Raw genomic sequence first — 18,600 nt, 5'->3', positions numbered from 1 at the left:
ATTTCATATGAAAAATCTTATATATATTGTGGTTGTCACTCTAGTCTCACTTACTGCTGCAGCGTCCACATTAGAAAAATATTCAGCACAGCAAGAAAGCAAAATCGCTGATTTACAGAACGATACTGTTTTTGAATATCTAAATGATATTAAGATCTGGCTAGAACGAAATGCCAAGCCCATTAAGTCTAATTTAAATGGTGCTGCTTCGGAATCAGAGATTAAAAGAGTAGAAGATGAATTAAATATTCAAATACCAAAGAGCTTACGCTCAGCGTACTTGATTCATAATGGAGAGAAGACTAGCTCAAGTGGCATTTTTGGCCTATGGCGCTGGCTTTCACTTAGTGACATGAGAGAAGAATTCAAGTTTCTGAATATGTATCCTGACACCGATACTATTCGAATTCCAGTGTTGATCTCACCTGGTGGTGATGCATTGTACGTTGAATCTGGTCCTGAAAGTGAAATCATTGAATGGTGGCATGAAAGACCATCTCGTGATGTGAAACATGATAACTTCAAGGAGTTTCTACAGTGGTTTGCAAACGAGCTACAAGAAGGAGAGTATGTGTATTTACCCGAAGATGTGTCCGGTCTCGTAGAAAAATCAGAGCTTTGAACTTAACAAGCGAAGCAGCACCACGCTATCGCGTGAGATGGCATCACAAACACTCAAGAAAATTGAAAGGCTGAAAACGTTTTCGAGGCTGAGTCTCACAGGAGAATGATCTAAGCCCGTTAAGATTCATCTACCACAGTTATAGATCAGCTCAAAGATGTAAGGTTAGCTCGGAAAGCCTATAAATAGCCTATCTCTATCGTTTGGAGCTGCGAACGTGCCTAAAATACTGATTCCCGTCGCCGATGGTAACGAGGATATCGAAACCATTGCCATCTACGATATTTTGAGCCGAACGGATGCAGAGCTTGCCTTAGCATCGATTATGCCAAGTAGGCGTATAACTACCCTGCGTAACCTTGTTATTGAAGCCCCCTGCTCCATAGAGGATTGTTTGGACTCTACGTGGGATCTAATAGCTCTGCCAGGCGGCAAGGAAGGTGCCGAGCAAATGCATAACTCGGCCCCCCTAATAAAGCTCATCCGAGAGCAAGTTGAGTCGGGCCGCTGGCTAGGGGCAATTTGCACCGCTCCGGTAATCGTTCTTGGCCGGCAGGGGTTAATAACCAATTTCAAGGCCACTTGCTACAAGACTTTTCGCGGTGAACTTAGTCAATATGTAAAGGAAACCAGTGATCAGAGAGTAGTTGTCGACCGGAATTTGGTAACCAGCCAATCACCCGGGACCGCTATCGAGTTCGCTTTTGAACTCGTCACCTGCTTGTTTGGGAAAGATCTATCACAGTCAATTGCGGAGACAGTGAATGTTTATCTACCTCCTAAATAAGCCAGCTTTATTTAACTCTGTAGAACTAATAAATGTTCGGGTACTGCCTCAATACTATCGCCTTAGGAGAAGACTTAATTAAGGTATACCACTAATCTCAACGTAATATACCTATAGTATTTCGATGCTACCACTCTGGATAGACGCAAAAAATTGCAAGTACTAAATGTTTTGTACTCATCTTATTCACAGCTTTCAGCACCGTCAGGCAAAAGACCTGGATCGGGTATATTGTGTTTCCCCTTATATTCCGATAATGCTCGAATATACTCGGACAAAGGTCTGCAAACCTTAAGATCCCTTGGGTAGTTCCTGGTACACACCACTGACAATGCCGACTTTAGTTCCATTTCGGAAGATGCAGTCTGCATGGAAATTAAACTAAGGCCCGCCTTAGTCGCAGGCATTTCAGAATCTTCCAAAACCATCTCTTTGAGACGACATATATCTTGTGTAGACCTCATTTGCCCCAAGCTAAGAGCAGCATAAGCTCTTGCGGCTTCTAAACTAGAGCCTAGCATTGATCTTACATAATTTAGGTACTTATAATCCTGGTCTCTGGATTTTTTCCATATCAATTCAGCTAAGAGTATCTTGACTTCGTGAGACTTTACTAAATCTTCGTTCCACCCGTTTTCCTCCGCACCCTTATAGTCAAACGCCTCTATTAATTCTTGTACCTGCTTATCATTAAGACTTCGATAATAACGTAAACTGACAAGAGTACTTAAGGCTTCTTCAAGCTCTATATCAGGGTCACGCAGAACATTTATAATGCCATCGATTCTTTTTTCGATTTTTTCAGCAGACGCCCCCTGGGATTCACCCATACCTGTGACCGGAAAGATGGATACGAGAACAAAAAATATATAAACAATAACTCTCATAATTTCTCAATTTTTATTGCGTCAATAAAAGTCTAGCAGACCGATATTTTTTATCTTAAGGGATTCCATATTTCAACCGAATCCATTTCGGTAATCGCCAAAAGTACCCACCATGCTTACAAGAAAATCAGCTTTTCTGGTATTTCTGCCTAAATTGACTTGGACTCATACCCACATGCAACTTAAATACACGTCGGAATACTGCATCATCGGAATAGCCTAATTCTTGCGCCACACCGGCTACTTTATTGACTGGGTTTAGTAAAAGGCTGCGAGCGTACTCCATACGGACGCTATCGATAAATTGTTTGGGTGCTTGCGCTGTTAACTGTTTTAGCCGCCGGTGTAATGTTCGCTCGGATATCGACAGTTCTTTTGCCAGCAACTGACTGCCTAACTGTTGACCAAAATATTGACGAACCACATTTTCAGCATCCACCAGAAACTGCTCTTTTGATACCTGGTAGCCTTTTGGTACATGCAAAGTTTGCGAACGCGGGTGGGAATCCATAACAGCAAGATCAGCAACTTTAGTTGCAACTTCTTCGCCAGCTAGCATCTTGATCACTTGTAGAGTCACATCCACCCAAGATAAAGGGCCACCCGCTGTCACAATATTTTGATCTACTAATAACCCACTGGCCCATAGCGGGCAGGCATTGCTAAAACGAGATTTCAACTCATTGTGTAACCACCAGGTGGTTGTGCATTGCCGTCCATTTAACAGACCCGCTTCACCCAGCGCCAAAACGCCACTACAAGAACCCGCGATAATCGCCCCGCGCCTATATTGGGTTCGCAACCACTCGCAGGTCGATAGGTCCAGCAACTTTTCAGGAGGCACACCAAACTGGTTGGGCATAAATCCGGGGACTATCACGGCTTCGCAACTGGATATTTGTGATACCCCATGGCCTACAGCAAAGTGCCTGCCCTGCCCGTCTACAATGTCGGCGCCATCAGAACTGGCGACTAGGATTTCGGGGGACCAGGACTGTTGATAGGCGGGGTCCAGGGAGTGCTGGCTTTCAGATAAGCGGAGGCCGCCCAGGGCAAACATATCCTGAACGCCAGCCAGAGCCGACGGCAAAACTCCTGGCATAGATAAGATGACTATCTGGGCCATAAATCCTCAAAGTGGCGAATTTTGTCTGATCATTGTCTTTTTGGACACTGATAGTCAAGCCTGAGCTTCCCCTAGGATACTCATCACCAAACAACGTGAGAGAAAACAATGACTGAAGTAAAGCTGGCCATCGTGGCACTGATCGACGCCAAAGCGGATAAGGCTGATGAGGTAAAAGCGCTACTCACCTCAGCCCAACCACTCGCTGTGGAAGAGCAAGGAACCCTGAGCTGGTATGCCGTACAAATCAACGCTACGCGATTTGCTATTTTCGACACGTTTAGTGATGAAGACGGCTTAACTGCACATCTTAACGGCAAGATCGCTGCAGCATTGCTTGGCAAAGCGGATGAACTGCTCGCATCAGAACCACAAATTATGACTGCGGATATCCTCGCATCTAAAGTCTAAGGAAGCCTTGAAAAACCAGGAGCTGGCTTTGGATACCCCTATCGTCTTTATCCACGGAACCAATGCCGGCCCCTGGACAATGGAGAACTTCCACCAGTATTTTGAGGAGGAAGGATTCTATTGTCACAGCCCAAGCTACCGCTACCATCAAGATCTAAAGTCAGAACAAAATCAGCAGCACCTTAAAGGACTGAGTATTGCCGACTACGTTGATGACATCAGGGCATTTGTACAATCTTTAGATGAAAAGCCTGTTCTAGTCGGCCACTCCCTGGGCGGTGTTATTGCACAAAAATTGGCAACTATGGATTTGGCACGGGCAATCGTATTGCTTAACGGAAGCGTGAACTGGGGAATACTGCCCACCACAGAAGAAGAGACTGCGCTGGGCAAGTTGTTTATGGCTGCGGGTGAATTTTGGAATGATGTCCTGTTACCGGATTTCGCGACAATGGTGAAATTCGGGTTGAACAAACTCAATCCAGGCGACCAGCACAAGGTCTTTGATCGATTAGGTCCTGAATCTGGGCAAGTCCTATTTGAATTGTTCTTCTGGATCTTTGACAGCAATAAAACAACCAGGATTGACTATCAAAAAATCAATTGCCCCACTTTAATGGTTTCGGGAACCGATGACCTGGCAATCCCCCCTCCCACAGCACAGTTAATTGCGGAGCGGCAAGGTAAAAATACCACCTTCTACCGAGCGGAAGGTTATGGTCACTATTTAATGCTGGAGCCAAAGTGGAAGCGAATTGCGGAATTCTGCAGTACGTGGGTAAGCCAACAAATTGAAGAAACCACCTCTGCTAGCAATAAATCACTGTGAACCCTTTACTAACCAAACCCTTAATCTGCCTCCTCCCTTTTCTCAAGTGAGATACTCGGCTAGATAATCAATCAGCAGCCTGACTTTCGGCGCGATATAGCGATTGCCGGGGTAAACTGCGTATACCCCTTCATCCCTATCTTCGAAATCACTTAAGAGGGTGATTAACTTTCCTTCAGCGATATATTGCTCGACGTAGTAATCGGGCAACTGCACAACCCCCAGGCCTTTAAGCGCAGCATCTACAAGCGCCCCGCCGTTGTTGTAACGAAGGCTACCTTTGACCCTAAGGTTTTTTTCTCCTTCCCTGGTATTGAATCGCCAGTAATCCAGTGTGCCCAGCAGGCAGTTGTGCCTGTTCAATTCCGACAACGAGTGTGGGGGCCCGTGCTCTTCAAGATAATCCGGTGAGGCGCACAGATGAATTCGCCGGTCCGCCAACTTTCTTGCCATCAAGGTTGAGTCCTGCAACTTACCCAGGCGTATGGCGATATCGTAACCCTCATCTATCAGGTCAACCTGGCGATTGGTGAAATAGGCATTGACCTCAATCTTGGGGTTTTGAATCACAAAATTATTGATCAGTGGTGCAACCTTCTTTTCAGCATAAGTGACCGGTGCCGTCAGTTTGATTTTGCCCTGTGGGTGGCTCTGTAATTGAGTTACTGCTCGTTCCGCCGCCTCCAGCCCATCGAGCACCCCCCGGCAATGCTGGTAAAACAGCGTACCTTCTTGTGTCAGTGACACCTTGCGCGTGGTTCGATATAGCAGTTTGACATTCAAACGGCTCTCCAAAGCACTAACCTGGCGGCTGACTTTAGCAGTAGAAATAGCCAGCCGCTGCGCTGCGAGGCTAAAGCTCTCGCTTTCAGCAACATAAACGAACTCTGTAATGCCTTCCCAGTCTTTCATTATTGCAAATATGTAAAAGTAAGTTTCAAAAACACCCAATTATAATCAATTCTGCAATCAATATAATGGCTCCCTAGTCGTCACAGCGGGGCCAACCAACTCCAGGCCCTGAATGACATGATTTAACAGCGAGTAATCTTATGTCTGAGCAATTTATCAAGTCGAAGGCCGCCATCGCTTGGGGGCCTGGCCAACCGTTATCGGTCGAAGAAGTGGATGTCATGCTGCCAAAGGCTGGTGAAGTATTGATCAAGGTCATTGCATCGGGAGTGTGTCACACCGATGCTTTCACCTTGTCTGGCGACGACCCGGAAGGCAAATTCCCCTGTATTTTGGGCCATGAAGGTGGCGGTATTGTCGTGCAGGTCGGTGAAGGGGTTACCAGTGTCAAAGCGGGTGATCATGTTATCCCCCTATACACCCCAGAATGTGGAGAGTGTAAATTCTGCAAGTCCGGCAAGACGAACCTCTGCCAAAAGATCCGTGAAACTCAGGGCCAAGGCCTGATGCCTGACGGCACCACACGCTTCTATAAAGATGGCAAGCCCATCTATCACTATATGGGCTGCTCTACATTTTCGGAGTACACCGTACTGCCAGAGATTTCACTGGCAAAAGTAAATCCGGCTGCACCGTTAGAGGAAGTCTGCCTGCTGGGTTGTGGTGTCACTACTGGTATGGGCGCTGTGATGAACACCGCCAAAGTTCAAGAAGGCGATACTGTTGCGATTTTTGGCCTTGGGGGCATCGGCCTTTCGGCGATTATCGGAGCTACCATGGCAAAGGCCTCGCGAATCATTGCCATCGATATCAATGAAAGCAAGTTTGAATTATCCCGCAAACTGGGGGCGACGGACTGCATCAACCCCAACAACTACGATAAGCCAATTCAAGAAGTCATTGTCGAACTCACCGAGGGCGGTGTGGATTACTCCTTCGAATGCATTGGCAACGTCAATGTGATGCGCTCCGCTCTGGAGTGCTGCCACAAGGGCTGGGGTGAATCGGTCATTATCGGTGTAGCTGGTGCCGGCCAGGAGATCTCCACCCGTCCGTTCCAGCTGGTAACAGGCCGAGTCTGGCGCGGGTCCGCATTCGGCGGCGTTAAAGGACGCTCCGAATTACCAGACTACGTAGAGCGCTACCTGAATGGCGAATTCCAGCTCAACGACTTTATCACCCACACCATGAGCCTGGATGACATCAATAAATCTTTCGATCTGTTACATAAAGGTGAAAGTATCCGCACCGTCATTCACTTCGATCAATAACCAGCAATGATCAATTGGGCCATCTCTTGGAGGTGGTCCAATTAGGGCTATCCATCATGTCTATTGAAAATATCAGTGCCAACCGGAGTTTTGGCGGCTGGCACAAGCAATACCTTCACGACTCACAGTCACTTAACTGCAAAATGCGTTTTGCTATTTATTTGCCACCGCAAGCTTCACAAATGCACAAGGTTCCGGTGCTCTACTGGCTGTCAGGTCTGACCTGTACCGATGAGAATTTTATGCAAAAGGCAGGAGCCCAGCGGATTGCCTCCGAACTAGGGATAGCCATCGTTGCTCCCGACACCAGTCCCCGTGGAGAATCTGTTGCCGATGATGAAGCCTATGATCTGGGGCAAGGTGCTGGATTTTATATCAACGCCACCCAAGCGCCCTGGAGTCGCCACTACCACATGTATGATTATATGGTGGAAGAACTGCCGGCACTTATCGAGACCACCTTCCCTGTGACAACACAGCGCGCCATTGCAGGACATTCAATGGGGGGCCATGGTGCACTGATGATCGCCCTACGCAATCCAGCAAGTTATATTTCCGCATCAGCCTTCAGCCCCATCAGCAATCCTTCTCAGTGTCCGTGGGGACAAAAAGCCTTTGAAACCTATTTGGGCAAAGATCGGGATAGTTGGCGAGACTACGATAGCAGCGAACTGCTCAAAAATGCCGACAAGCCTGTGCCGATGTTGGTGGATCAAGGGGAAGCCGATAGCTTTCTTGTTGAACAGCTGAAACCCGAGACGCTCGAAGCGGCTGCCAAAGCAAGTAACTACCCGCTCCAACTTCGCCGTCATTCAGGTTATGACCACAGCTATTACTTTATCGCCAGCTTTATTGAGGAACATCTTCGGTTTCATGGAGGCTTTTTCAATCAAGCACATTCAAATTAATTTATGTGCAAGAGAATGCTCCAATACCTGAAGCGGCCCTACCGAGTTCTATCAGTCTGCCAGGCCTTTTTCAATACATCGTAGATCCGGCACTATATCGAATCTCTCTTGATTATTTTGCAACCCTAAAGACTCGTACAAAGTTCTAACTTATATCATCCTTCGCATTTCGTGTAAGTATACTTGCTCGAAATGCACCCCGATCAACAACAGTCAAACTAGAGCGCTGGAGAATTCACTAAAATCAGAACGGTCTTCAGAGCTACTTAGCCAAAATGAGTTACTGTAGCTCAACCACCAGATTCAAGGCACTTGGCTACAAGCAATCTTGAAACCGTAACTCAATTTACATAATAACCGTAGAATTACTATCAAGCCTATTCCAAGCAAATAAGCCCATGAGGAAATCATTCGGTTACTGCAAAATCATTCCCATATTATTGCTTCCTGATTGAAAAGCTGAAGCAGTATTACCTGAGGTAGCTTGATCAATCTCATGGAGATTTGAGAGCCCAATTTGTGTTTGGCTAGCGCTATTGAATGAACTTGTTTGATCGATAAAAGCCAAATTAAGCGTACCCATTTGGCTGCTAGTGGCACTACTGAAATCTGCCATGTCCTGGTCAATCCCAACTCTATTCTGAACTCCTGATTGGAATACAGCAGCAGTATTATTACTTGAATTATTCAATGTCAGAACTTCACTTTCATTGGCATCTCCAATTTGATTAACGAAAACAGTATTAAAATCTCCCGTGAACTGTACCGTCACCGAGTCATTCGAGTTTCCAGTTTGCAATGTAGTGGCGGTATTCAATGAACTATCTGAGTGAGAACTGGAGGCAAAGTTAGAGTCACCTACTTGTACTACTGTAATGGTGTCACTGACTGATGCCGTTTGACCACCGCTAAAGCCATTAGAATCTCCACTTTGCTGAATAAGTGTAATGCTAAACTGAGAATCAATTTGCTGCATATCAACATCATTCATACTGCCTTGCTGGACTGCTGTAATCTGTGTGGAATCACTATTCTGCTGCAGTAAAGTCAATGCAGTATTTGAGGTCCCTGTCTGAGAGTGGATAACAATTGCGCTCTGAGTCCCAGCTGTCTGTATAGGAGCAGACTGATTAAAGTCTCCATTCTGCGTAATTTCAATCAGGCTATTCATTGTTGCTGAGTCACTTTGATTCGGGGTGGCAAGGTTACCCATGCCTATTTGGGTGACTACGGTGACATTACTATCAGCAATAGCTGAACCGCAAACTATCATTGTGATTGCACTAGCAAGAGGAGAAAACGCTTTCATATCATCTTCCAGGGAGGTGGAAATCATCATTAAGGTTTTTTAGGGAACCACCGGCAATTATTGGCGCCACGCACAGAAAACGACTCCTGCCATGACGTCCAGTTATTGCCATCAGAATGCATCACCACTTCCAAGCAATTATTACTGCTCTTGAAAGCCCGGGAAAATACTGGGTGACCTCTATAGTCTTGACCAAGCTCCTTATTTCAGCATTGAGAATAAATTCTCAAATGAGAAGCGCAGTTTTAAGGACTCATTACAGCTAAAATCGGAGGGGTATATAGTAAGCAGGATACCCGCAGAGAGATGAGTTCAGGCCTCAAGTTTTCTTTTATGCTCAAGAGAGAGGAGCTCAAGCTCACTGATTGACTTTAGATTAGTTAAATCTTCAATTCGTTCAAGCAGCAGATTAGCCACCTGCTCTCCCAGCAAGTCTGATATTATTTTCACTTTATTCCCGTTATCAACAACAAGGTAAAAATCAAAGTACTCCTTTTTCCTGTCGTCCCTACCTTTATAACCGGTATATTTTTTCATATAGACGCCAACTATCTTTGACTTCTCGAATACCTTTTGTTCATGCTTCGCCCACATCCAAGAGAAAAGGCAAGTAATCTTACTTTCTCCTATATATGTTTGATAGAATCTGACCGTCCTTTTTAATGCAGAATTAATAGGAAGTAACCCAGCTATCGCAAAGATAGCAGCGAAAATAAATGGTACGTGGGTAAATACTAATACCAATCCAACAGCAGACACGATCAGCCCACCAACGAACTGAATTACGGTGGGTACCGTGGTGAGAATTTTCTGCCGGATCTGGTAACCGGTATCTAACCTTTCGATCGATACAAGTTTTTTCAGATCTTCAGAGTAGTCCAACTTCTCTCGCCCAAGTGGGACTTTAACCAATACCTCAGAACTAAACACATCAGCCTCTTGAACTTCATAGCCCTCACTGAAAATTGGAACTTCGTAGGTTCGATTAAACCAAGCTCCTGACATGCCGCCCTTGACCTTAAGCCGCCACCAATCTCCAATATACCCCTCAATTATTGACTGGGGTAAATCACCTGCGATTTGAATTGCAAAATAGACTCTTGAACAATTATCGACCAACTCTAGATGACCTATCCCCCCAGCTTCCCAGTTGACAGAATTCTGAAGATTAGTGTTTTCATCCAAACCACTCTTATATGTGTTTACTTGTTGAAGTGAAAACTGAAAGTTGTGCTTGTTAGCATCAATTTCGTCCGGAAACTGCAAGTATCCAGAAAGAGTACGTCCCAGGATACCGGGAAATGGAACTAGCACCAAAGGCACCCTCCCATATCGAAGCTGCTGTATATTACCCTTAAGAGGGCGATAAAGCGCAATCAATAGAGATATTGAAAAAAACAACGCCATTATTATTTCAAGATCGTATACCCCTCTAGTTAGCTTATCAACGGCAACATATATGCAAGTAATAACCGGAGCGCTCAGGAGCATGATCAATAGCCACATAAACCATTGACTTCTATGCTCTATCGATAAAATCCCGCTCTTCCTCCATTCTTCTTTAAATAGGAAATCACTTGATTCCAGGTCGATATCGGCATCTCTTTTTCGCGTTACTGAAGCAACCATAACCATGAGTGCGAAAATCATTACGGGCAAGCAAAAGAAGATCAAGGGTAGTACTTGCATCCATCTCAAGTTTCGATCAATCACGGCCTCAGATGGATTTTTGGGGTTATACCACCCCTCAACTAGAAGACCTCTCTCTTTGGCATTGTTCAATCTATGGTAAATATGTTTCTGGTATTGCCCAAGGCTCTCAAAACGATCATTGATACCCACTCGATTGTTCCAGTAAGCCTTATCATCTACTATAAATTCATATGCTGAGAAAGTTCGATAACTTACTGAACCTCCACCTCCCCAACTCTCTGCCAATTCAACTTCGAGTATCTCTGCTGACATTGACTTCCAACTATGCATCTTAAGCAAATCTCGGACAGGACCAACAACTTCATAGAGAAATGCCGCAAAAGCAAAGCTAAAGAATATCCCTGCGATGCTAAATAAGTAAGGGTTGAAAGAAAAATAGAACCTACTAAACTTACTCATATTACCGCCGGCTATCCTTTCTCTACTGAATCAAGCCTACGAGGGCTCTTTTTAGCTTGGCGCGCTCGCCGCCCAATTATTAGGCTCACTCTTTTTCGTAATTGTTCAACTACTCCAAAACCAGGAATAAAATCTGCGATCAAAATATCCCGTCCACACTCACTTTTGGCAAATAGGTTGTAGTATTTTCGAGCCTGACCTCCTACATAAATTGTGTACCCAGTACTTTTAGCCGCTAACTCATTAACTGAGTTACGCCGTACCTGCTCAACATCTCGGAGAATGCCAAAGCGAATATTTTTTCGAATCAAATAGTCTCGCGTGATGTGTACCTCCCTCATCGAAAATATTGTCGGAATCGCCAAAGCAAAGATCAAGAATGCAACCCCAAATGCAAAAAGATAAAACTCAGCTTTTATAATGGAAATCACACTGGCAATGATTACAATAAGGAGTGACGCCCCCATCATCCACAAACAAAAATCATAAAGAATTGGCCTTTGCCTTATTATTGTTGTAGCTCCACATATTTCCATTTCAACTCTCCTTGACAGTTCTCCAGAAAAATTCTTAACTGGCTCACCCACAGGCACGGTAATTAGCGTTTTGCCAGCATTACTTGCATGACCTTTCTTAGGAGGCGGACTTAGCAGGCGATTAACTCTATCTCTTCCGAAATTTCTGTCTTGCTCTTTTTCAGTAGTTTTAGCTTTCGTTGAAAGGCTTCCTTTAAACACTGGGAGCTCATACCGTCTTTCAAAGTGATCCCCAGGTATCTCTCCACTAACATTTAAGAACCAATATTCCCCATCTCCACAGTAGACATCTGTATTGGATTCAGGCAAGTCATCAGGAGCATTGAAACTAAAATATATGCGAGATCCTAATTTAGTAACCTTCAGCTTGCCGAAAGTAACTGCTTCCCAGTTTACAAACTCCCTTTTATTATTGCTATTAGCCGTACGCTTTGTAACAATTTTGGATTGCTTTAGCAATATACGTATAGATTTATCTCTTATTGCTAGCAGTGGAGGAAATTGAATATATCCAGATACTTTTCCACCTATCTGGCCAGGGAAAGGTGTAATAGTAACGAAGACATCTCCAATCGACTTGAATCTAAGCCAACTACTAACTGACTTGAACATCACATAGAAACCAACCATCCCAATTACTATAAAGAACAGGCCACTATAAGCTCTATTTAGTATAAGCATCATCCCCACATAGCCAAAAATCACACCCAATAAAGCTGCTAGCGTGCCTCCCAAAAGCTGCCCTCTTATATCTTTTTTGGTTTCTGACTGTATCCCTTCAGGTTTCCACTTACTTTTTGCTAACCATGGTGTTCTTCTGACCACATCGGGGCTCTTTTCCTGCTCTCGAAAAATATAGGCCAGATAAACGACAAACCCCATGAAAATAAACACAAAACATACCAATCCAGGAATAATTATCTCCGACCACCGTATGTTTTTGTCTAGCACTGAATCATATGGATCTCTTGGGTTATACCAGCCGCTAAATATGCTCCCCTGCTTTATATGTTTCTGGAGCAATCTATACATAGTTGTATGATAGCTAGCAAGCTCGGTATCGTTTGGCTTTGAGTGTATATCGACCCGATTATTCCAATAGGTCTTTCCATTTATAGAGTACTCATAGCTAGCTACAACCTGTTTCTGTGTACCATCTTCACTCTCGTAAATTTCCATATCAACGTCAAGCAGTTGAGCATCCATTGGATACCAATTTAACATTCTGACATTATCAAATATTGGCGAAAGCACCCAAGGATATAGAAAACTGATAAATACAACTTGATAAAAAGTGAAAAACAGTAGGGATCTTGGTGTTATCTTAGCTTTCTTCTTAAGCTGATCTTCCATGAATAAAAACCTTGTACAACTTTAATTATTTTCGGAACCAATAGACTCCATCACCATGAAGACTTCTAAGAAACTTAGCAAATTGAGAAATAATAAACAGGGGGGCAAAAGAGGAAAGGAAACATGTATAGCGTACCAATTACTGCATTAAATTAAATTGATCGATCTACAATATCACAATCGGTATATACCAGAAATAAGATTTAGTTTTTCATTCCACTCTGCAGTTAAATGACTCGATTAAAAAGGAAAGCTCTAAATCCCTACCCTGGAGTTCGCACCACCATCAACCTCTCCTCGGTCATATCCGCAATAGCCCAACGTACTCCCTCCCGACCAAGACCCGAATCCTTAACACCACCATAGGGCATATTATCTACCCGCCAGCTGGGTACATCACCAATAACCACACCACCCACTTCCAAGGTATCCCAGGCTTGCTGGGCTTTGTAAAGGTCACGAGTGAATATTCCAGCCTGCAGACCAAAGGCACTGTCATTCACCTTGTCTAAAACATCATCAAAGCTATCGAAAGGCTCCAGAATTGCAACTGGGCCAAATGCCTCCTGCTGTACAATGGAGCAGTCATGGGGCACGTTTTCCAATAGCGTTGGATCAAGCATGGCGCCGTCTCGTGTGCCTCCACAAAGCAGGGTTCCCCCTGCTTGAACCCCCTCTTCCACCCAGGAATGCAAGCGGGTAGCCTCTCCCTCAGAAATCATTGGGCCAATAAATGTATCTTCTGATCGAGGATCGCCTTTCTTAAGCTTTTTGGTACGCTCAACCAGACGTCGCTTCAGGTCTTCATATAGACTGCAATGTCCATAGATCCTCTGGACGCCGATACAGCTTTGACCCGACTGATAAAAGGCACCAAAAATTAACCTCTCTACAGCATCATCAAGATCTGTATCTCTATCGATAACACAGGCTGCATTACCCCCCAACTCCAAAACCACTTTCTTTCGTCCCGCCCTGGCCTTTAGGTCCCAGCCCACAGCAGGTGAGCCAGTAAAGCTCAGCAGCTTAAATCGGTCATCCACTGTAAACAGCTCTGCTCCCTCTCTATGGCAGGGCAATACAGAAAAGGCACCTTTCGGCAACTGTGTTTCGGCCAGAATTTCAGCGATGATCAATGCTCCTATGGGCGTGCGGCTAGCGGGTTTTAGTACAAAGGGACATCCAGCAGCGATGGCAGGTGCCACCTTATGAGCAGCAAGATTCAAAGGGAAATTGAACGGCGATATAAATGAACATGCGCCTACCGGTACTCGCCTGATATATCCGCGATAGCCCCGTGAGCGTTTGGATATCTCAAGATTGATAATCTCACCATTGATACGCACTGCCTCTTCAGCGGCCACATGAAATGTATCGATTAAACGCAGCACCTCGCCCCGCGAATCATGAATTGGCTTACCAGCTTCAATACACAGCGCTTCGGCCAGCTCTTCAAACCTTTCACGAAAACGTACAACACAATGCTGTAAAACTTCCTGGCGGGTGTAAGACGGCAAATTAGCCATCGGTTTTTCTGCCAAAAGCGCCCAGTCGATGGCACTGTCAATAACCTTGGCATCAGCCATTGCAACCCGGGTAGCTACTTTCCCTGAATACTTGTCAGTAACTTCCAGATCGGTGTTGGCATGCACTGCTTCATTGGCCAGGTAGTAAGGGTAAGATTCTTGCAGCAAAGTAATATCCTTTTACTTGATGTCTGATCTATCTAGAGTGCCCCAACGCCAGATACAGCATTGTGCCCATCGTCGGGTATAGATGACCCGCAGGTATATATCAAATGCGTGTTCATTGGCTTATTAGTTTTGTTATCGGGGAAGGGCTTTCTTACTCGTACAAGCTAGATATGATGAAGAAGGAATCGAAACAGTGGAATCTTGTGAAGTTGGGGGCAAGCGCCCCACAACTTCATATTGACTGAGAACCAGCTACTTTTCGGTTAACCACATGCCAACAGGCTCATAATTAAACTTCTTATATACCGCTTTTTCGGTATCCGGGTTATCACTCTTCTTATCGATGTTGTATACGGTCCAGTTTAATTCATTGACATTGAATTCGATCACTGCATATCCATAGATATTACTAACAAAATCTTTGATATGTGGGTTATTGACCTGAACCCCGCCATTTAGCAGTGATGTAAACACACTGCCAACATCAATACCTTTCTCAATCGTATCGTTCATATTGGGAGAAGATATGGAAGGGGTCATCAGCTCAACGCCAACCAGGTTGTCGTAGTCCCAGTTGCTAATTTTGCTGAAATCAACTTTCAGGTATGAAGCGATACTGGAGTGGAGGTCCCCTGTCAGCACTACAAAGTTATCGACATTGCTGTCCTTAACAGATGACAGGATCTTTTCCCGCTCCCACTGGTAACCATCCCAGGCATCATAATTGGCATACACAAGAGAGCGTCCCAAAATAGTACCAGCCAATTGTGCCAGCAAAGTCTGGTTCCCCCACACTTTCCAGCGGGCACTGGAGTTAACAACTCCATCAATCAGCCAATCCCGCTGAGTCTTACCCAGCATGGTTTGGGTATCTTCTTCATAATCTGTGCACCAGTAGTTTTCCCAAGCTGTACCATCCTTGCACGGCTCCTTGGTCCTATAGGTGCGGCTATCTGTCATATACAGATCAACCAAGTCACCGAACTGGAAAGAACGATAAATCTGTAAGTAGTCAAAAGCGTGGCTTGCGGATTCATCGACTTTTACCCGCGCTGGAACATATTCGATCCAGGCCTGCTGAGCATCGCGACGCAGCTGGCGCAGCTGGTCAGGGTTGTTATCGCCGGTCTGGTAGGGATGAGATGGCACACCCAGAGTATCCCGCTCGTAATCCCAGTAAGCATTGTCTGCAGTTTCATGATCATCCCAGGTGATGATAAATGAGTGCATTTCCATCGCTCGCTGCAGATTCTTATCCTTGCGATACTCTCTGTAAATATGACGATAGTCCTCAAGATCCATCGCAACAGAGCCGCCAGAAGGCAGAGAGATCGAATGCACTATTGAGCTTTCAAAGCCCTCGTACTGGGCATATTCATAGATAAAGTCACCCAAATGCAGTACGCAATGTACATCTTCGTCCGCGATATGGTTGTAGGCGTTGTAATAACCGGTGGTGTAATCCTGACAGGTAACCACAGCCATCTTTAGATTTTCTAGGCTACCGGTAGGCAGTGTGTGACAACGCCCAACGCGGCTACTGACAGTCCCGTATTTGAAGCGGTAATAGTAACGTTGGTCAGAAGATAAGTAGCCTTCCAGATCAATGTTAACGGTGTAATCACGGTCTGCCGTGATATCACTAGCATTAATCTCAGCACTTAGAATTGGCTGGGTAAATTCCTCATCCAGCGCAACATCTACATACAGAGACTGGCCCGCGATATAGGAATCAGGGTTAATGTGCGTCCAAAGAACCACTCCAGTTTGACTGGGATCTCCCGAGGCTACTGATAAATCAAAAACAATTCCGTCGTTATCAATTTGATCAGCGAATGTGGTGCCGCCCAGTACAAAACGTGCATAGGTTTCACTATCAGTGTCCGCGAGAGAACGGACCGTAAAGGGGGTCAAAAGTGCGACACCCATGGCCTGGACAAAGGTTCGGCGGGAGATGGTCATAAATAAACTTCCTGTTATCGTACGTATGAAGAATCGGAAAGGGAGCGGATTCTATAGAAGAACGTACCAACAAAGAAGTTTGACTTTTTAGCTAGTAATCTCTTTTTCTCTCAAAATTAACACTTATGGAGTTAATACACAAAAGTCAGATTAAGGGAAGTAAAATCCCCCTCTCCTTCAGCTATAAACTTGAAAAACTAAGCGTTGCTAGCCATTAACAATCTGAAATCATCTCTGGCCTGAGATAAGCAAAAGCGTGCTGTACATAGTCGGCTTTTCCTAAGGGAATACCTTGAGCTCTCAAGATTGCATAGGCCGTGTTGATATGGAAATAAAATTGAGGTAGCGCCCAGTCCCTGGCATATTGCTCATTAGTCATATCGAAAGTCATCCCATTCGGGAGCTTAATCGTCACAGGCTCATCCACTGCTATCATCACTGCTTCTGGCGTAACGCTTCTTAAAAATGCCAGTGCCTCTTGAATTCGCTCTTGAGCTTCGGAAATAGATCCGGGGTTTTCACCAGCTCCCTGCCCTTCACGAGCCAACTGCTCCAGAAAATCTGGAAGCGCACGCCGCCCCAATCGAAATATTGCCTCTTGCGCCTGTAAGCAACTAAACCGAACTTGGGATGATAAGGGAAACATATCTGGTGCAAGCCTCGCTTTAAGGAGGGCTTCAGACTCATCTTCTGGAAATTCTGTTTTTGCCTTATCCAACCAACTAGAAAGTGCTTCCAATAGTTGTATATACGTAGGTAACAATAAATCTGTAAGGTTCATAATGTGTTTCCACTGGTTTTTATAGATAAGCGACAAAATATATCTCTGGTAGCATTCTAAAATAATAAGGGAGGCACAAGTATAATCTAGTGTCTTCTTGCCTCCATATCTAAGCTAAATTCATAAGGCGTCAACTCGAGATAAATAAATGCTCAGGATACTCAGATATATTGCTGCTAGTTTAATGGTATTGGTGTCACTAGCGAATGCTGAATCTATTGACGTCGCAGTTAATGGCACGCTAATGCGTGGATTCGCCCTCGAAAAACATATGCTTAAAAACCATGCCACTTTTGTACGAGAGGCTAAAACGGCGTCGATCTATCGCATGTGGTCAATTGGAGACAAATACCCCGCAATGGAAAGAGTTCTCAACGGCGGCACATGGATTAAACTGGAGATCTGGTCGATTCCGCAAGCCAACTTGGTCAACCTATTAGAGGAGGAAGCCAAAGGATTGGTTTTAGGTAAAGTTGCTTTAGCGGATGGAACACAGGTATTAGGCATACTGGGTGAAAACTATATTGTCCAAAACCAGAAGGATATATCCAAGTGGCATGGCTGGCGAGCCTATGCGGAGAGTATGGGTATGAGTGGTAATAAAACCGGTCAGTAGCACTAATATCAAATATTTGATTTAGACAATCGAAATGAGTACACATACAGAAGTCGCAGTAAATGGACCATTGATGCGTGGCCTGGCGTTAGATAATAACTTAATACAAAACAATGCAACATTTGTCAGGGAGGCTAAAACAGAAGCCATTTACCGGATGTGGGCAATCAAAGGCGAATACCCTTCGATGCAGAGAGTGCGTACTGGTGGAACATGGTTCAACATTGAAATTTGGTCCTTACCCAAGGCCAGTTTAATTGAAGTGCTTAATTTAGAGGCGACGGGACTAACTTTGGGTAAAGTAGTCTTAGAAAATGGCGTGCAAGTTTTAGGGATATTAGGAGAAAACTATTTAACTCAGCAACAAGAAGATATTTCCCGATTTCATGGATGGCGCAACTATATACAACAGAAATCTAAAAACTGACTTTGAAGCTGCTATTATTTGGCCCTAAACAATATCATTAGGTAGACAATCCACTCC

The 18,600-nt window shown here is 44.7% G+C and carries 17 protein-coding genes; 8 read left to right on the top strand and 9 right to left on the bottom strand.

The genetic code is table 11. The annotated features are described in order from the left end of the window. Positions 1-7 precede the first annotated feature (7 nt). Both ACJJIY_RS15715 and ACJJIY_RS15710 read left to right on the top strand, forming a co-directional pair. The gene (locus tag ACJJIY_RS15715) at positions 8-622 is read left to right on the top strand and encodes an SMI1/KNR4 family protein (protein ID WP_445358293.1); all 615 of its coding nucleotides are present in this window, start codon (positions 8-10) and stop codon (positions 620-622) included. 217 nt (positions 623-839) lie between these two features. Then, on the top strand, positions 840-1,409 hold the full coding sequence (locus ACJJIY_RS15710) for a DJ-1 family glyoxalase III (RefSeq protein WP_445358292.1): 570 nt from the start codon (positions 840-842) through the stop codon (positions 1,407-1,409). Positions 1,410-1,591: 182 nt separating this feature from the next. On the opposite strand, the gene ACJJIY_RS15705 is transcribed toward ACJJIY_RS15710, so the two are convergent. Both ACJJIY_RS15705 and ACJJIY_RS15700 read right to left on the bottom strand, forming a co-directional pair. Then, positions 1,592-2,296: a hypothetical protein gene (locus ACJJIY_RS15705; protein WP_445358291.1), complete on the bottom strand. Its 705-nt coding sequence runs from the start codon at positions 2,294-2,296 to the stop codon at positions 1,592-1,594. A 127-nt stretch (positions 2,297-2,423) separates the two neighbouring features. After that, the gene (locus ACJJIY_RS15700; protein ID WP_445358290.1) at positions 2,424-3,422 is read right to left on the bottom strand and encodes a GlxA family transcriptional regulator; all 999 of its coding nucleotides are present in this window, start codon (positions 3,420-3,422) and stop codon (positions 2,424-2,426) included. Positions 3,423-3,530: 108 nt separating this feature from the next. Here ACJJIY_RS15700 and ACJJIY_RS15695 point away from each other — a divergent pair, with 108 nt between their 5' ends. Both ACJJIY_RS15695 and ACJJIY_RS15690 read left to right on the top strand, forming a co-directional pair. Beyond that, positions 3,531-3,833 (top strand): putative quinol monooxygenase, encoded by a 303-nt coding sequence (locus ACJJIY_RS15695; protein ID WP_445358289.1) that lies wholly within the window; start codon positions 3,531-3,533, stop codon positions 3,831-3,833. 28 nt (positions 3,834-3,861) lie between these two features. Continuing rightward, the gene (locus ACJJIY_RS15690) at positions 3,862-4,662 is read left to right on the top strand and encodes an alpha/beta hydrolase (protein ID WP_445358288.1); all 801 of its coding nucleotides are present in this window, start codon (positions 3,862-3,864) and stop codon (positions 4,660-4,662) included. Positions 4,663-4,704: 42 nt separating this feature from the next. On the opposite strand, the gene ACJJIY_RS15685 is transcribed toward ACJJIY_RS15690, so the two are convergent. Beyond that, on the bottom strand, positions 4,705-5,574 hold the full coding sequence (locus tag ACJJIY_RS15685) for a LysR substrate-binding domain-containing protein (protein WP_445358287.1): 870 nt from the start codon (positions 5,572-5,574) through the stop codon (positions 4,705-4,707). A gap of 140 nt (positions 5,575-5,714) precedes the next feature. Here ACJJIY_RS15685 and ACJJIY_RS15680 point away from each other — a divergent pair, with 140 nt between their 5' ends. Both ACJJIY_RS15680 and fghA read left to right on the top strand, forming a co-directional pair. Then, positions 5,715-6,845 carry an S-(hydroxymethyl)glutathione dehydrogenase/class III alcohol dehydrogenase gene (locus ACJJIY_RS15680; protein ID WP_445358286.1) on the top strand — a complete coding sequence of 377 codons (1,131 nt, stop codon included), beginning with the start codon at positions 5,715-5,717 and terminating at the stop codon, positions 6,843-6,845. Between the two features lie 56 nt (positions 6,846-6,901). Then, positions 6,902-7,753 carry an S-formylglutathione hydrolase gene (gene fghA / locus ACJJIY_RS15675; RefSeq protein WP_445358285.1) on the top strand — a complete coding sequence of 284 codons (852 nt, stop codon included), beginning with the start codon at positions 6,902-6,904 and terminating at the stop codon, positions 7,751-7,753. 415 nt (positions 7,754-8,168) lie between these two features. Here the strand turns inward: fghA and ACJJIY_RS15670 are convergent, their stop codons facing one another. The 6 genes from ACJJIY_RS15670 to ACJJIY_RS15645 form a co-directional block, all read right to left on the bottom strand. After that, entirely contained in the window at positions 8,169-9,062 is an 894-nt protein-coding gene (locus tag ACJJIY_RS15670; protein WP_445358284.1) for a hypothetical protein, read from the bottom strand. A 312-nt stretch (positions 9,063-9,374) separates the two neighbouring features. Then, positions 9,375-11,174 (bottom strand): DUF3592 domain-containing protein, encoded by a 1,800-nt coding sequence (locus ACJJIY_RS15665; RefSeq protein WP_445358283.1) that lies wholly within the window; start codon positions 11,172-11,174, stop codon positions 9,375-9,377. Between the two features lie 11 nt (positions 11,175-11,185). Continuing rightward, positions 11,186-13,063, bottom strand: coding sequence for a DUF3592 domain-containing protein (locus ACJJIY_RS15660; protein ID WP_445358282.1), 1,878 nt, complete (start codon positions 13,061-13,063; stop codon positions 11,186-11,188). Positions 13,064-13,326: 263 nt separating this feature from the next. Beyond that, positions 13,327-14,757 carry an aldehyde dehydrogenase family protein gene (locus ACJJIY_RS15655; protein ID WP_445358281.1) on the bottom strand — a complete coding sequence of 477 codons (1,431 nt, stop codon included), beginning with the start codon at positions 14,755-14,757 and terminating at the stop codon, positions 13,327-13,329. Between the two features lie 252 nt (positions 14,758-15,009). Further along, a complete protein-coding gene (locus tag ACJJIY_RS15650; protein ID WP_444913134.1) occupies positions 15,010-16,719 on the bottom strand; it encodes an alkaline phosphatase D family protein in 1,710 nt (569 codons plus the stop codon). 214 nt (positions 16,720-16,933) lie between these two features. Next, positions 16,934-17,500 carry a DUF1993 domain-containing protein gene (locus tag ACJJIY_RS15645; RefSeq protein WP_445358280.1) on the bottom strand — a complete coding sequence of 189 codons (567 nt, stop codon included), beginning with the start codon at positions 17,498-17,500 and terminating at the stop codon, positions 16,934-16,936. Positions 17,501-17,648: 148 nt separating this feature from the next. On the opposite strand from ACJJIY_RS15645, the gene ACJJIY_RS15640 reads away from it, so the two are divergent. Both ACJJIY_RS15640 and ACJJIY_RS15635 read left to right on the top strand, forming a co-directional pair. After that, positions 17,649-18,116 carry an allophanate hydrolase-related protein gene (locus tag ACJJIY_RS15640; protein ID WP_445358279.1) on the top strand — a complete coding sequence of 156 codons (468 nt, stop codon included), beginning with the start codon at positions 17,649-17,651 and terminating at the stop codon, positions 18,114-18,116. A gap of 34 nt (positions 18,117-18,150) precedes the next feature. Next, positions 18,151-18,543, top strand: a complete 393-nt coding sequence (locus tag ACJJIY_RS15635; RefSeq protein ID WP_445358278.1) for an allophanate hydrolase-related protein — start codon at positions 18,151-18,153, stop codon at positions 18,541-18,543. Positions 18,544-18,600 lie beyond the last annotated feature (57 nt).

The organism is Microbulbifer maximicatervae (SeqCode) (assembly GCF_052468155.1).
This window is presented reverse-complemented; position numbering and strand designations above follow the sequence as displayed.